This is a genomic window from Bradyrhizobium sp. USDA 372, from assembly GCF_053629095.1.
Genome location: NZ_JBRJHR010000001.1, coordinates 1,673,327 through 1,686,617, shown reverse-complemented (window position 1 = coordinate 1,686,617; position 13,291 = coordinate 1,673,327). Strand labels below are relative to the sequence as shown.

Sequence of the window (13,291 nt, the reverse complement as noted above, 5' to 3'; positions counted from 1 at the left end):
TGCAGCTCATCGCGCGGTCAATGCCAGACGGTGCTTCAGCCGTTCGAGGTGACGGGCGAACTGTCGATGGCCGGCTTCGGTTTCCGCCGCAAATTGCGCCAGCCGGAGATGACCGGCGGAGCGCAGCCGCTCGCGCGTGCCGTCGTTGCGGAGGGTGAGGATCGCATCGGCAAGCGAGTGCGGATCGTCATAGTCGAACAGGAGCGCGGCGTCGCCGGCCTGGGCCTTGAAAGCCTCGGGATAGATCACCGGTGTGCCGACCGCCCAGGCTTCCAGGGGGGGAAGATTGGTCGGGCCGAAATAGCTCGGCATCACCAGCGCCGCGGCGCCGCGGTAGAGCGCGCCGAGCTCGCTCGACTCGACGAAGCCGATGATGGAGATCTGGTCCGACAAGCCGTAGCTGCGGATTGCTGCATCGATCTTGTCGCGGCCGCCGCGATCCGATCCGCACAGCACCAGCCGTTCCGTGATCCCGCGCTCGCGCAAGCTCGCGAGCGCGGCCAGCAGCGTCATGTGGTTCTTGTGCGGCCAGAACTGGGCCGGATAGAACAGATAGCCGGGCTCGAGCCGGTATCTTGCCAGCACCGCCGCATCGTCGGCGGCATCAAGCGTGGACTGGTTGACATAGGTGGAGGGCGAGAACGGGATGCACACCGCGCGCTCCCGCTCCATGGCATAGCGGCGGCTGAGGTCGTCGACCAGCTCCGGCGCATTGACGATCACGACTGCCGCCTTGGTGCTGGCAAGGCCGAACAGGATCTCGCGGCGCTCGAATTCTCCGAACGTCCTGACCTCCGGAAACTCCGGCGCATCGCGATGGCAGCCGTCGAAGATCGTGATGATGAAGGGCAGCTCGTATAGCAACAGGTGCCGCTTCGAGGTCGAGGTGAAATGCACGACGTCGATGCCGTCGCGGATCAGCGTGCGCTCGAACGCCGATTTCAGCTTCAGCGCGATCTGGACGAGATCGAACGGCCGGCAATATTTCAGGAACAGGAAGACGTGGTCGAGCGGGCCGAACTTGAGGAGGCGGGCCGCGACGCCGAATTCCTTCAGGATGTCCAGCGTCTTCGGGTAGGGCGAGTACACCACGATCTCGTTGCCCGAACCGGCCGCCCAGTCGCGCAGCCAGAGCAGGTCGTTGAGCGGCTGCTGGAAGCCGCCGCCGACCTCGAGCGCTTGTTCCAGCATCACGGCGAGGCGCAGTGGTCTCACGGCGTGACGCTCTTTCTGGCGACGGCATAGGCCGCCCAGCTCTTCGAGTTCGGCGCCTCCTGTGTCAGCCAGGCGGCGTGCGCTGCGGGCTGGAAGCCGCTCGCGGCGAGCGCGGCGTCGATCTCGAACGGAAACCAGTAGCGCATGTGGTGCGCTTCGTCGACGCGCCGGATCGTGGCGCGGTCCATGTCTTCGCAGAACAGCGTGTAGTTCACGGTGACGGTGGCGGCCTGCTCGTCATGATCGGATTGCGCAATGCGGGTGAGCCGCAGCGGCTTCTGCTCGATCACCTTGACGCGCGTCTCGACGCCTTGCGCGAGCACGGCGCCGCCGTACCAATAGTCGAAGAAGAATACGCCGCCCGGCTTCAGCGCCGCATGGGCCGTGCGGAACATGGCCGTCAGCGCGTCGGGGCTGGTCTGATAGCTCGCGACGTGGAACAGCGACACCACCGCGTCGACGTCGCGCTCGGGACCGGTCTTGCGGGCATCGCCCTGCCGGAACGGAATCGACAGTCCGGCCTGATCGGCGCGTGCTTTGGCGCGCGCGATCATCTCGTGGCTGAGATCGACGCCGGCGACGTCCCACCCCGCGCGGGCGAAGGCGAGCGCATGCAGGCCGGTGCCGCAGCCGAGATCGAGCAGCCTGCCTGAGGAAACGCCGTGAGCGCGCAGCCGCGCTTCGACGAATGCCGTCTCCTCCGCGTAATCCTTGTCCTGATAGAGAAGATCATACCAGGGCGCGTAGTCGGCGAATACCGTCACGCCAGGATCTCCATGAGCGCCTCAGCCGAGCGCGCAATCTCGCCGTCGGTCAGGGCAAGCCCGCTCGGCAGGTAAAAGCCGCGCCGGGCGATGTATTCCGCATTCGGGTGACCTTCGTTCAGCATCAGGCCCATCCGGCGCAGCACCGGCTGCTCGTGCATGCACCAGAAGAATGGCCGCGTCCCGATGCCCTTCTCGCCGAGCCGCCGCATCGCCTCCTTGCCGTCGAACGGCACGTCCTCGTTCAGCACGACACCGTAGACCCAATAGATGTTGTCGGCATAGGAGGTGCGGGCGACGGGGCGGCGAATGCGGTTGAGCCCTGCGAGATGTTCGTCGTAGAGCCGGCCGATCCGGCGCTTGATCTCGACCGTGCGCGGCAGGCGCTCGACCTGCGCGACGCCGAGCGCGGCCTGCAGGTTGGTCATCCGCGCGTTCCAGCCGAGCTCCTCGTGGACGAAGCGCTGCTGCGGCTGGAAGCAGAGATTGCGATAGGATTGCAGCCGATCGGCGAGCGCGTCGTCGTCGGTGAGGATCATGCCGCCTTCACCGGTCGTGACGTGCTTGTTGGGGTAGAAGCTGAAGGTCGATACGTCGCCGAAGCTGCCGCAGGGCGCGCCGCGATAGGTCTGGCCGTGCATCTCGGCGGCGTCCTCGATCACCTTCAGATCGTGCTTGCGGGCGAGCGCCAGGATCGGATCGAGGTCGACCGGCAGGCCGTAGATGTGGACCAGCATGATCGCGCGCGTGCGCGGCGTGATCGCAGCTTCCACGCCCGCCGCCGTCATGTTCCAGGTCGCGGGATCGCAATCGACCCCGACCGGCACGAGGCCTGCCCGGACCAGCGCGGCGGCGCAGCTGATGATCGTGAAGGTCGGGATGATGACTTCGGACCCCGTCTCGAGCCCGAGCGCATGGACCGCGATGTCGAGCGCGACCGAGCCGTTGGTGACCGCGATCCCGTGCCGCCGTCCGGCGGCCGCGGCCATCGCCTGCTCGAAGCGCTTGATGAACGGTCCCTCCGACGAGATCCACCCGGTCCGGATGCATTCGGCGAGGTAGTCGGCCTCGTTGGCGTCGAGCAGCGGTGTGTTGACGGGAATGAAGGAGGCAGTCACAGGCCCGGACCTTTGATCCGGATTTCGGACGGGGCGGCCTCTGGAAAGCGGGTCTTGTCGTTCTCGCCGGAATAGGGCCCTTGCTTCACCTCGAACATCTCGAGCGGTTCGAGCACGTGGAAGCCGTGGGCACCGCTGCACAACAGGATGATGTCGCCGGCAACGAGCACGCGGCTTTCGAGATATTCTTCCTCGACCGTGTAGAAGTCGACCTGCAGCTTGCCCTTCTGGATCAGCAGGACCTCCTGGGTGTAGTGCACCTCCCGCGTCACCTTGTTGTGGCGATGAGGCTCGATGGTCTTGCCTTGCGGATGGCTCATGAAGGCGAGCTGCTGCGACAGTTCCGGCGTCGAAAAGAAGTGGATGCCGGGCTCGCGAAACGAGGCCCGCACGATGATCGCGTAGAGCTGGTCGCCGAATCGAACATGTTCGACGTGTTGCATCGTAGGCCTCGAAAAAATCGCTGCAATTTGAGTGAGATAGCTGTCCCGCTGAATACTTTGGCCATTTTGGCCGGGACCGTCAAGGGTGCGCGGAAGATCACGATTGCTGCGCCCGCAGGCGGGAATTCAGCCGAGATGAGCGAGTATCTCCTCGACACGCCGGCGGAAGGTATGCGCGGCAGATGTCCTCGCTTGTCCCGCCTTCGCAATGGACTGGCGCGCCGCGTCATCAGCGAGATACCGGTCGATCATCGCGATGCAGTCCTCGACGTTGCGCCACGCGACGACCTCACGCTCCCCGGCGAACAGCGTGTGGAGATTGTCCTTGAAGTCGGTGAGCAGAAATGCGCCGACGCCGGTTGCTTCGAACAGACGCGCATTGCCGGCCTCGCGGCCGGCCATGTCGATGTGCGAGTTGAGGGTGATGCGCGAGGCGCGGAGCGCCTGATACATTTCCACCCCCCACACCTCGCCCTGATAACAGCGATGCAGCGGCGAGGAGGCGGGAAGGGAATGCAGGCCGCTGCCGAACAGTTTGAGATCGTAGCGCCGCGCCACCGCCTCGAGCTGCGCCACGCGCAGTTGATGATCCGCCGATACAGCGCCGACGAAGGTGACGTCGAATTCTTGCGCGGGCTGCGGAGGCAGGACGTCGAGGATATCAGGCTCGAAGGCGAGATGGACCACTTCGCTGCGCGCTCCGTGGGCCCGGAAAAAGTCCACCACCGCAGCCATTTGCGAGATCATGAGGTCGTAGACCGACCAGTCCTCGCCGCGCGAGGGCGAGATGCCGACCTGGCCGATCAGCATGGGGCGGCCGATTGACTTGATCCGGCGCGCGAGGCGCGTGTCGACGTGAAACAGATCCTGGTTGAGCACGAGATCGGGCTTGAACTCCTCGACCTGCGCCAGCAGGATCTGTTCCGCTTCGGCGTCGAGGCGCGGGCTGAGCCCGACCTTGCGCGCGAGCGGCCGCAGTATCGGCTTGAACGGCGCGACTGCGCGTTGCAGCCAGCCGGGCACGGCATCGCGCGCCGCCGGCGTGCCGGGCGGCGGCGGCTCGCTGACGGCAAGGCCGTGCTCGCGTGCCCAGGCTGCCCGCATCCAGGGATTATTGACGTGGATGTCGGCGGCGACGTGCCCGAGCCCGGCGAAATTGCGCGAGTAGAAGTCGGCGACGCCGAACAGGCTGGCGTTCCGTACCGCCATTTGCGCCGCGTAGGTCTCGGTCTCGAGGCCGGGCCGCCGCTGGTAGAGCCAGGAGAGGAAGCGCGGATAATCGGCGTTGAGGATCAGGATGCGCACGGCGTCACGGCTTGGGTTCGAACAGGCTACGGGGCATCACGTACCAGAGCAGGAACAGGATGGCGGTGCCATGGGTGAGCATGGCGACCGAGAGCGGCACGTTGAGCAGGATGTGCGGCAGGATGCCTGATGACATCAGGACGAAGCGGGGCGGGAGCCCTGCGGAGGCGCGGTTGCCGAGCGCCAGTACGAAGCCTGCCGCAAGCGCGGTCAGCGGTGCAAGCCAGGGGCCGACGGACGCGATACCCTCCGTCGCAAACAGCGACGCATTCAAGTTGCCGAAATCGTAGGTGTTGTGCATCACCACCGCGAGCGGCTCGTCGTAAGGGCAATGCGTCAGCGGCTTGAGAACGGAGATCTGGCAGAACCAGGTCAGCGGATGGCTGGCGAAGAAGTGATTGTAAAGGTCGAGCGCGCCCGATGCCGTCGCGATCGTCCGGATGTTGACGATATCGAAATATCTGCCGGGAATGCTCCTCAGACTTGCCTCTGTCAGCCAGATCACCAGCAGCCCGATCAGCATCGGGCCGAAAATCGAGAGAATGGCCGCTGCTCTCGCCCGCAGAAGCCGCGACAGCACGGCCACCGCGATCAACCAGGCCGGCGTGAAGAACGCGAACTTCGTGAGCGTGATCGGATAGAACAACAGCAGCAGGATCAGCACCAGGATGGCGCGCCAGGGATGGCCGAGCAGCCAGTAGCAGGCGAAGGCGAACGGCAGCAGCGCGCCGGAAACCCAACCGATGAGATATCGCAGCGGTCCCGGAAAATCGAGGCTGTCACGGTAGTCATAGATGTTCGCGACCGAGACCAGCCTGAAATTGTAGCTCGCAGCCATCGCAATGACGGCCGCAGAGATCGCCAGAATGAGGGTGAGCAGCTGCTCGAAGCGGGCGTTGGACAGGATCACCAACGATCGCAGCGGCGCCCTGATGAACAGCACAGGCATCAGGAAGAGCAGCAGCGACAGCGCTGCCGAAACACCCGCGAGCAGATGCGGATAGCTGTACTCGGAGAAAACGTCGATCCACAGGAAGCCCAGGATCATCGTGTAGAAGTAGAAGCCGACGAAATAGCCGAAGCAGAAGCGGGCAGAGACGAACAGCAGCGAGACGGCGGAGAAGCCGATCGCGACGATGACCGCGATCCACAAGCGCCTCGGGTTGAAGTCGATGGAGAGCTGGAAGGTCGCGACCTCGATCAGCGACAGGCAGGTGACGGCGCTGTGCAGCAGCACCAAGGTCCTCAGCCCGCCCTTCGAGTCCAGGTAGGCGCGGAAATCGCTGATGATACCTGGCGGTGCGCTCATTGCCGAAGCTCGCTACGGGACGCTGAAGGGTGCGAGCGGGATCAGGCGATTTCGAGCGAGTGCTTGAAGTAGGCGATCGTCTCCTTCAGCCCGTCTTCGAGCGCAACCTTCGGCTCCCAGTTCAGCACTGCCTTCGCCTTGGTGAGGTCGGGCTGGCGCTGACGCGGGTCGTCCTGCGGCAGCGGCTTGAATTCGAGCTTGGAGCGCGAGCCGGTGAGCTTGATGACCCTCTCGGCGAGCTCGCGGATCGTGAACTCGGAATTGTTGCCGAGATTGATCGGGCCGGTGACGTCTTCCGCAGTCACCATCAACCGCATGATGGCCTCGACGAGATCGTCGACATAGCAGAACGAGCGGGTCTGGCCGCCGTCGCCGAACACGCTGATCGGCTCGCCCTTTAGCGCCTGGACGATGAAGGACGAGACCACGCGACCGTCATTCGGCTGCATGCGCGGGCCGTAGGTGTTGAAGATGCGCGCGACCTTGATCGGCAGGCCGTGCTGGCGCCAATAGTCGAAGAACAGCGTCTCGGCGCAGCGCTTGCCCTCGTCGTAACAGGAACGGATGCCGATCGGATTGACGTTGCCCCAGTAATCCTCGGTCTGCGGATGGATCAGCGGATCGCCATAGACCTCGCTGGTCGAAGCCTGGAAGATGCGCGCCTTGAGCCGCTTGGCGAGGCCGAGCATGTTGATCGCGCCGTGCACCGAGGTCTTGGTGGTCTGCACGGGATCGCGCTGGTAGTGGATCGGGGAGGCCGGACAGGCCAGGTTGAAGATCGCGTCGACCTCGATGTAGAGCGGGAAGGTGACGTCATGCCTGACCGCCTCGAACAGCGGATTTGCGATCAGATGGGCGATGTTGCGGCGGCTGCCGGTGAAATAATTATCCGCGGACACCACCTCGGCGCCGGCATCGAGCAGCCGCTCGCAGAGGTGCGATCCGATGAACCCGGCGCCCCCGGTCACGAGGATGCGGCTGTTCTTGTAGCTTTCAAACGGCATGATCGGTTCCAGATTGTCGGCGGCGAGGGCAGCTGAGTGGTATCGGCAACGGCCGGACTCGCCAATAGCCAAGTGGGCTTGCGCTGAGGTATTTAAATACCTCTACTGTGCATGGGGTTGTTTTGGCACTTTTTCAGCCGGGTCCCGCCATACCGCTAGAACTCCCTTCGCTTCAGCCAGGCCCGAGCCCCCCAATGGGCAAAGCACCAGGCTGATCTGATCGGCGAGAGCTGCTCGACATTGCGGTAGATCTGCCAGACCCATTTGGCAGAGCGCATCGGGCGACTCGAGACCGAGGAGCCCCGGACGCGGTAGCGCGCCAGATCCTCGTTGAGGCCGTATGCGGTATGGCCGCGCTTCAGGATCGAGAGCCACAGGCAGAAATCGTCGTAGCCCTCGTTCTTCATCGCGACGGGACCTGCGATCTCGCGGTCGACCATCGCGGTCAGCGTCGCGATCGCGGTGTTCTTCAGGAGCTGCCCATAGGTGAGCGAGGCTGGCACCTCGATCAGCCGTCCGGTCACCGTGTTGGTCTCGTTGATCCGTCGGAAGGCGGTGTAGCTGAGCGCCGCCTGCTTTGCCTTCGCAAAGGCAAGCTGCCGCTCCAGCTTCTCGGGCAGCCACAGATCGTCGCTGTCCAGGAAGGCGAGATAGCGGCCCTTCGCCTGGTCGATCGCGGCCTGACGCGCCAGCGCCGGCCCGCCGTTCTTCGCCTGCCGGATCAGCTTGACGCGCGGATCGCGCTCGCCGATGTCGGCGATGATCTGCGGGGTCTTGTCCGTCGAGCAGTCGTCGGCGATCAAGAGCTCCCAATCGGTGAACGTCTGGCTCTGTACCGAGCGGATCGTCTCCCCGATCAGGCCTTCGACGTTCCAGGATGGGGTGATGATCGAAACGAGCGGCATGACGGGTCCGTTCAGTTCACGCGGGCCGGCTCGGCGATTGCGGCACGCAAGGAGGCCGTAAACGTGTCGAGCAGCTTGGTGTCGCCGACATAGAGCTCGCCCGGATAAGACCGCCGCCAGGCCGACTGGAAATAGGGCGCGCCCTTGGCCGGATCGAACGGCCCGGCGGCGAGCGCCGCGCGCAACCGTGCGGGCACATCGGCCAGACGGTCGACCGCATAGACCAGCGGACAGGAGCGGTAGAATGCATCGCCCATCACCACCACCGGCTTGCCGAGCAGCAGCGCTTCGGCGCCCGACTTGCTGTTGACGGAGACGACGGCAGCGGCGCGATCGAGCACGGTGTAATTGTTGGTCTGCGGCGGCAGCAGCACGAAATTGTCGAACCGGCGCGCGAGCTCGAACAGGCGGGCGGCCGAGATGGCGCCGATCTGAGCGGGATGCTCCTTCACCACCAGCACATGCGAATCCGGGATCGTCCGCAGCAGGAAGTCGACGGTCGCGACCTGGTCGAGATAGTCCGGCGAGCGCAGCGTCAGCGCCATGTCTGCCGGAACGTGGAACGGATAGTAGACGAAGGGCGTCTCGGGGAGCGGCTGGTACAGCCTGCGCAGCCGCGTCGCGTTGAGCGCCATCGCGGCATGCACCTGGGCATGACGCAAATTGTGCCCGAACTCCTGGTGCTTGCCGAGCGCGAACTGGTCCCAGAGCTTCTCGACGAGGCGATTGGCGTTGCGCATATTGACGACCTTCTTGAAGGCCGCCGAATAGTGATGCTGATCCTTCTTGGGAATGACGATCGCGCGCTGCGTCAGCGTGTCGTCGAGATATGCGCGTACCTCGAGGGAAACGGATTCCGCGGGCTCCGCCATCATATCGGGAGCGGCAAAGCTGTCCGGCGTGAAGTACATGCGGCCGCGAAAGAACGAGGGCTCGAGGAACCAGTTGCGGATGTTGCGGCGCCTCGCGGCGTAGAAGCTCGCAATCACCGAGAGGAAGCCGCCGAGCTCCTGCACCAGCTCGGCGCGCTTGCCTTGCCGCTCCAGCCGGTCGAGCAAGGTTTCCATCGCGTTGGCGTAGATCATGAAGCGCCGGCGCAAGGCAGCGGTATCGCGGATGCCGAAGGTGAAACGCTCGTGGCTGAACAGGAAGTTGGTTCCGTCCAGTCCGTACGATGCGACGCGCGTATCGAACGCGGCGCGATCGTCGGGCGAAGGGCCGGCCTTGAGGCCTTCGCGATACATGTTCGTGACCGGCACACCTTCGGCGGTCGACATCTCGGCGCTGCGGTCGTCGAAGGCAAGCAGCTCCACGTCATGGCCTGCCGCGCGCAATCGCTGCGCAACCGGGATCCAGAACCGGGTCTGGTATTCGGCAAGCGTGGTGATGAGAATGGTCTTTGCAGATGCTGTCATGGCTCTAGTGGGCGTGTTCGATCGCAATGCTCGCGAGCGGCAAGCCCGTCATCGCGCAATGCGCGCGTCTTGCCGTAAACTGCGACGGGTTCGCCTGATCATGCGCGGCGATGCGCTGAAGCAGGGGCTGGACGATGGACGGTGCGATCCGCTTGTCGCGGCGGGCCGGATTGAACTGGCTGCGCAGCCGCTCGGTGACGGCCGAGCCGAGCGCCGCGCTGGCGGCGCCCTTGACGATCTGGCCGATACTCGGCTTGTCGCGCGTGCCCTTCACGGTCGCAAGCAGCGATAGGTAGGGCCGGCGCGAGACCGTTGCGCGGGTCAGGACGTCGGCGACGCGTTCGGCGGCTTGCCCGTCGTTCAGATGAAAGAAGGCCTCGATGTCGGCGGCGTGAACGCGGGCGAAATCGAAGGCCTCGGTCTCGCGCTCGATGTGGTCGATGGCGCCGAGCAGCTCGTCGAAGGAGGCGACCTGCCGGCTCACGCGAGCGGGCAGCGCGGCATGGCCGGCGGTCGTCGGCGTGTTCAGGTACTCGAGCTGGAGCGGGAGCTTGCCGAGCAGGATCGATTCTACGGCCGTTCCGCAATTGAGATGAATGACGGCGGCTGCATTGCGGATGCGGTCGAGCACGCTGCCGGTGCTGTCGATCAGGACGTTGCCGTGGCGCGAGAGCGCGTTGCGATAGACGTCTTCGCTCTCGAACGGATGCGGACGCACGAGAATGTTGCGGTCGGGACGCGCTGCGGCGAGCCGGTCGATCTCGGCGAGATAGTTGGCGAAGACCTGCTTCAGGTCCGCGATGAAGCGATCGACATAGGCGCCGTCCCAGCCGGCCCGCACCATTGCTTCGCGCTCGCCGCCCGGCTTGCCGGTGAAGCGTGAATTGACCAGCGGAAAGTTGGCGTTGACGAGCAGATAGCCGCGCGGCTCGCCGTCGAGCAGCGCGCGCCAGCGTGGCGCGGCAAAATCGAAGCGCGGACATCCGGTGAGGTGAAGCTGCTCCGCCTTCATGGTCCCAGCCGCGAGGAAGGCGTCGTGCAGCCGGCTGCCCCAGAAGAAATAGCCCGTCAGGATGTCCGCGTAGCCGCTGCCCTTGATGTGAGCCGCCATCGCCGGTGGCGAATTGCCGCCCTTTTCGGCGAGCACGCCGCCCTCGGTATCGAGCACGTAGAGTGCGAGGCCGGCTCTGGCAAAGCTGCGCATCAGGTCGAGATTGACGGCACGTGCGTAGTTGACGACCAGTGCGTCCAGCCCGAGCCGCGGAACGTCGACGGCCTGCTCGTACATCGGCACCAGCATGACGGAGACGCCGCGCCGCGCGAGCTGATAAGCGAGCATGACTGCCCCCGGCAGGTCACGCTTGGGGTGATCGACCACCAGGCCTATGCGCACTCTTCGCGTCTCCTCGAGTCGATCAAGACGTTCATCGATCTCCTGAACATGGTGGTGTCAATCATGAGCTTGGTCTAGGCCCAGCCGAAGCGATGGCCAAGTTCCGCGAAGATCGCCCGCTGGCGGTCTTCCAGAACGAGAAAATACTGAATGGCCCAACTCACCGCGCAAAACGCAGCGATCGCAAGCCCGAGTTCCCAGAAAGCGTCGATTGCCAAGCGGTCTGCAAGCTCAAGCAGCAGCAGGCCCAGGACCACGAGAATGGCGGCCTGGGTGAGAAGTGCTCTAACGAGGCGGTAGGAGTCAAGCTGCAACCCGCGGCTCACAGCCCCGATCTGCAACGGTAGAATGACGGCGTTCCCCACCGCCTGGCCAAGGATCAGCGCTCGCTCGTCGAACAAATACAGCGTCGCAACCGCCACCACGGCCCACACTCCCAACTGATAGATCATGAGCCGATTCAGGCGCGACTGCACGTCGGTACGGGTCAGGAACATGACATTGCCGAAGGCGAGGTATTGAGCGCAGATCGGCACCACGAAGCTCAGGCCCATCCAGAAGGCGTAGGGGGCCATCTGGGGCCCAATCCATGTCTGCATGATCTCGCGCGACAGCACGGCGGCCGCAACCAGCGGCGGCACCGTGAACATGGGCAGGATGATCAGGCCGAATTCACCGAGGCGCTGGAACGCTGCAGCGTTGCCGCGCTCGTCCAGGCGGCTTGCCACCGGCAGCAAGGCGGACGTGAGGAGGCCGACGACGATCTTGGAAACCCGAGGCAGCCGGACCAGCGTATCGTACACCCCGACCCCCTTGGGCCCGAACAGGAGACCGACCATTAAGGGCTGAACGGGCAATGCCAAGCCGCCCGTCAGCTTGCCCTGGGCGAACAGAGCGCAGCGGTGGAACAGATCGCGCCGGATCGACGCGTCCCACATCGCGAGCCTGACCTTGCGCACGACGGCGACAAAAGCGGCAATGAACACGAGACACGCGCGCATCAGGGTGCTCGCAAGATAGATATAGGCCACCAGCTCGAACGAAGCTCCGGACTTTGCAGCCCAAATCGTGCAGGCGACATAGACGATCGTGGAACTCACTTCGGCCAGCCGCAGCACGTTGTAGCGCTCAAACCCCTTCACGATGCCTTCCCAGACCAGCGCGGGGATCAGGACCAGATTGGCAAGCGCGGTGTAGCGCAAGATTTGCGAAAAACTGTCCGCGTGAGCGTTATCGACACGAAGCGCGATCGCCAGATAGGGCGCGCTGATCCAAATGGCGACTGCGAGCAGTCCTGCGAGAATCGCGGCCATCACAGTGAGCAGCGCGAGCTGCTGGCCAGCGACGCGCCAATTGCGATGCTCGCGCGCCCGCGCGACCGCTTGCGTCGTGACTTCGGAGAGGCCGAGATCGAGGAGTCCCATCATGCCGCTCGGCAGCAGGATGCGAGCCAGCACGATGAGGCCGAATTCGGTCACGCCCCAGGTCTGGATGATGACCGGAATGACAATCAAGCCGAGCACAGCTGCTATTCCGAAGGCCGCGCTGGAAATGACCGTGTTCCGGATCAACTGCTTCAACATGGCATGGCTCGGCTCACCATGCGCTCAGCCCGCCATCGACCGCGATGTTCTGGCCGGTCACGTAGGACGCCGCGTCGGACACCAGGAACAGCATCGCGCCCACCATCTCGTCGGCGCGGGCCATGCGGCCGAGCGGAATGCGGGCGCCGTAGCGCTGCTTGAAGGTCTCGTTCTGTCCGCTCTCGACGCCGCCCGGGGTCAGCGTGTTGACGCGAACGCCTTTCGCCGCCCAGTAGGTCGAGAGGTGCTTGGTCAGCCCGATAACCCCCGCCTTGGAAGCCGTGTAGACCGCAGGCGTGTTGATGGCGTGGCCGAGATATTCCGAGCCTTCGTAGATGCGCTGGTCCGGGGCCATCAGTCCGTAGATAGAAGCGGTCTGCACGATGGCGCCATAGCCGCGCTCGGCCATCCGGCCGCCGAACACCTGGGCGACGTTGAACATGCCGTCGAGATTGACCGCCATGATCTCCCGCCAGGTGTCCTGCGAGAATGTCTCGACGGGTGCAAAGAAAGCGTCGAGGTCGCGCGCCTTGCTCGCGGCGTTGTTGAGCAGAATCGAGACCGGTCCGAGGTCGGCTTCGAGCGCATCGGCCGTGGCGCGCACAGCATCGGGATTGGTGATGTCGCAACCGTAGCCTCTGGCGCGGACGGCATGGCGTGATGCGACGTCGCCGGCTGCCGTATCAGTTGCGGCCTGGTCGAGATCGACGATCGCGACATTGGCGCCGAATTCGGCAAGCCCGTCGGCAAATCGACGTCCGAGAATGCCGCACCCGCCGGTGACGACGGCCGTACGCCCGGTCAGATCGAACAGCGCCTTGAAGCTCGTGGTCATCG

Annotated in this window: 12 protein-coding genes; all 12 read right to left on the bottom strand. The window is 64.6% G+C overall.

Going from position 1 to position 13,291, the window contains the following annotated elements; translation table 11 throughout:
* Positions 1–6 precede the first annotated feature (6 nt).
* Positions 7–1,215, bottom strand: coding sequence for a glycosyltransferase family 4 protein (locus AB7M16_RS08260; protein WP_453943617.1), 1,209 nt, complete (start codon positions 1,213–1,215; stop codon positions 7–9).
* The gene (locus AB7M16_RS08255; protein WP_453943616.1) at positions 1,212–1,979 is read right to left on the bottom strand and encodes a class I SAM-dependent DNA methyltransferase; all 768 of its coding nucleotides are present in this window, start codon (positions 1,977–1,979) and stop codon (positions 1,212–1,214) included. Before AB7M16_RS08255 ends, AB7M16_RS08260 begins: the two co-directional genes overlap by 4 nt.
* Positions 1,976–3,097: a DegT/DnrJ/EryC1/StrS family aminotransferase gene (locus AB7M16_RS08250; RefSeq protein WP_453943615.1), complete on the bottom strand. Its 1,122-nt coding sequence runs from the start codon at positions 3,095–3,097 to the stop codon at positions 1,976–1,978. The genes AB7M16_RS08255 and AB7M16_RS08250 overlap by 4 nt, the downstream gene beginning before the upstream one ends.
* A complete protein-coding gene (locus AB7M16_RS08245) occupies positions 3,094–3,540 on the bottom strand; it encodes a cupin domain-containing protein (RefSeq protein ID WP_271505324.1) in 447 nt (148 codons plus the stop codon). Before AB7M16_RS08245 ends, AB7M16_RS08250 begins: the two co-directional genes overlap by 4 nt.
* A 126-nt stretch (positions 3,541–3,666) precedes the next feature.
* Complete coding sequence (locus AB7M16_RS08240; protein ID WP_453943614.1) at positions 3,667–4,845, bottom strand: CgeB family protein; 1,179 nt, start codon at positions 4,843–4,845, stop codon at positions 3,667–3,669.
* 4 nt (positions 4,846–4,849) lie between these two features.
* Complete coding sequence (locus AB7M16_RS08235; RefSeq protein WP_453943613.1) at positions 4,850–6,154, bottom strand: hypothetical protein; 1,305 nt, start codon at positions 6,152–6,154, stop codon at positions 4,850–4,852.
* Between the two features lie 41 nt (positions 6,155–6,195).
* Positions 6,196–7,158: a UDP-glucuronic acid decarboxylase family protein gene (locus tag AB7M16_RS08230; protein ID WP_271505321.1), complete on the bottom strand. Its 963-nt coding sequence runs from the start codon at positions 7,156–7,158 to the stop codon at positions 6,196–6,198.
* A gap of 155 nt (positions 7,159–7,313) precedes the next feature.
* Complete coding sequence (locus AB7M16_RS08225) at positions 7,314–8,063, bottom strand: glycosyltransferase family 2 protein (protein WP_453943612.1); 750 nt, start codon at positions 8,061–8,063, stop codon at positions 7,314–7,316.
* A gap of 11 nt (positions 8,064–8,074) precedes the next feature.
* Complete coding sequence (locus tag AB7M16_RS08220; protein ID WP_453943611.1) at positions 8,075–9,478, bottom strand: capsular polysaccharide export protein, LipB/KpsS family; 1,404 nt, start codon at positions 9,476–9,478, stop codon at positions 8,075–8,077.
* A 4-nt stretch (positions 9,479–9,482) separates the two neighbouring features.
* Positions 9,483–10,871: a surface carbohydrate biosynthesis protein gene (locus AB7M16_RS08215; RefSeq protein WP_453943610.1), complete on the bottom strand. Its 1,389-nt coding sequence runs from the start codon at positions 10,869–10,871 to the stop codon at positions 9,483–9,485.
* 74 nt (positions 10,872–10,945) lie between these two features.
* Complete coding sequence (locus tag AB7M16_RS08210; RefSeq protein ID WP_453943609.1) at positions 10,946–12,454, bottom strand: hypothetical protein; 1,509 nt, start codon at positions 12,452–12,454, stop codon at positions 10,946–10,948.
* Between the two features lie 13 nt (positions 12,455–12,467).
* Entirely contained in the window at positions 12,468–13,289 is an 822-nt protein-coding gene (locus AB7M16_RS08205; RefSeq protein ID WP_453943608.1) for an SDR family oxidoreductase, read from the bottom strand.
* Between the last annotated feature and the right edge of the window lie 2 nt (positions 13,290–13,291).